Origin of the sequence: Streptomyces sp. NPDC060205, assembly GCF_042728395.1 — a bacterium.
Taxonomy (GTDB): domain Bacteria; phylum Actinomycetota; class Actinomycetes; order Streptomycetales; family Streptomycetaceae; genus Streptomyces.
On sequence record NZ_JBHWZP010000609.1, the window covers coordinates 1 to 2,064 of the forward strand.

At 71.5% G+C, this 2,064-nt stretch carries 1 protein-coding gene; it reads left to right on the forward strand.

Going from position 1 to position 2,064, the window contains the following annotated elements; all coding sequences use genetic code 11:
• Nucleotides 1-205 precede the first annotated feature (205 nt).
• The gene (locus ACFWGJ_RS43470; RefSeq protein ID WP_387334507.1) at nt 206-1,960 is read left to right on the forward strand and encodes an NAD+ synthase; all 1,755 of its coding nucleotides are present in this window, start codon (nt 206-208) and stop codon (nt 1,958-1,960) included.
• The last annotated feature ends 104 nt before the right edge of the window (nt 1,961-2,064 follow it).

Consider the following 2,064-nt stretch of genomic DNA (forward strand, 5'->3'; position numbering starts at 1 on the left):
GGGCGCGGGGAACGGCGCAATCCTTTGTCTTTGAAGGGCGCGGGGAAGCACGTGGTCAGCCCCCACCGGGCCCGGCTTTCAGGGGCGCGGGGAACGGCGCGGCCAACCCCCACCGGGCCCGCAGGTAAGAACAGAGGCGTGGATACGGCAGGAGTGCGGTGGGGTCGGGAGGCCATAACGTCGGTTTGACGATTACACTGGGTCCGTGCCTCAACTACGCCTCGCCCTGAATCAGATCGACTCGACCGTCGGCGATCTCGCCGGGAACGCCGAGGCGGTCATCCGCTGGACCCGGCACTCCGCCGAGCAGGGAGCGCACCTCGTCGCGTTCCCCGAGATGGTGCTGACCGGCTACCCCGTGGAGGACCTGGCCCTGCGGTCGTCCTTCGTGGAGGCGTCCCGCGCGGCCCTGCACGCCCTCGCCGCACGGCTCGCCGAGGAGGGGTTCGGGGAGCTGCCGGTCGTCGTCGGCTACCTGGACCGCTCCGAGAAGGCCCAGCCCAGGTACGGGCAGCCGGCCGGCGCCCCGCGCAACGCCGCGGCGGTGCTGCACCACGGCGAGGTGGTCCTCACCTTCGCCAAGCACCACCTGCCGAACTACGGCGTCTTCGACGAGTTCCGCTACTTCGTGCCCGGCGACACCCTCCCGGTCGTCCGGGTGCACGGCATCGACGTGGCGCTCGCCATCTGCGAGGACCTCTGGCAGGACGGCGGCCGGGTCCCGGCGACCCGTTCCGCCGGGGCGGGCCTGCTGCTGTCGATCAACGCCTCCCCGTACGAGCGCGACAAGGACGACACCCGCCTCGACCTCGTGCGCAAGCGCGCGCAGGAGGCCGGCTGCACGACCGCCTACCTGGCCATGATCGGCGGCCAGGACGAGCTGGTCTTCGACGGCGACTCGATCGTCGTGGACCGGCACGGCGAGGTCGTCGCGCGGGCGCCCCAGTTCTCCGAGGGGTGTGTCGTCCTCGACCTGGACCTGCCCGCCGCCGCCCCCGTGCCGCCCTCGGGCGTCGTGGACGACGGGCTGCGCATCGATCACCTCGTCATCTCCGACGAGCCGCTGCCGCCGTACGAAGCGGAGCTGTCCGGCGGGTACGCCGAGCGGCTGGACGCCGACGAGGAGGTGTACTCCGCGCTCGTGGTGGGCCTGCGGGCGTACGCCGCGAAGAACGGTTTCCGCTCCGTGCTGATCGGGCTCTCGGGCGGGATCGACTCCGCGCTCGTCGCCGCGATCGCCTGCGACGCGCTCGGCGCGCAGAACGTGTACGGCGTGTCGATGCCGTCCAAGTACTCCTCGGACCACTCCAAGGGCGACGCGGCCGAGCTGGCGCGGCGGACCGGGCTCAACTTCCGGACCGTACCGATCGAGCCGATGTTCGACGCGTACATGGAGTCGCTGGGGCTGACCGGGCTGGCCGAGGAGAACCTCCAGTCGCGGCTGCGCGGCACCATGCTGATGGCCCTGTCCAACCAGGAGGGGCACATCGTGCTGGCGCCGGGCAACAAGTCCGAGCTGGCGGTGGGGTACTCGACGCTGTACGGCGACTCCGTGGGCGCGTACGGGCCGATCAAGGACGTCTACAAGACGTCGATCTTCCGGCTCGCCGAGTGGCGCAACCGGGCCGCGGCCGAGCGGGGGCAGACGCCGCCGATCCCGGAGAACTCCATCTCCAAGCCGCCGAGCGCCGAGCTGCGGCCGGGGCAGGTCGACACGGACTCGCTGCCGGACTATCCCGTCCTGGACGCGATTCTGGAGCTGTACGTCGACCGGGACACCGGGGCCGACGCGATCGTGGCGGCGGGGTTCGACGCCGAGGTGGTCACGAAGACGCTTCGGATGGTGGATACGGCCGAGTACAAGCGGCGGCAGTACCCGCCGGGTACGAAGATCTCGGCGAAGGGTTTCGGCAAGGACCGGCGCCTGCCGATCACGAGTCTGTGGCGCGAGAGCGTGTGAGAGACGGCGCACACGTCGTCCTCTGCGGCCCGGTGGGGGCGGGCCGCGCAGTTCCCCGCGCCCCTGAGAGGGGCTGCGCCCCATCAGGGCCGCGCCCCGTCAGG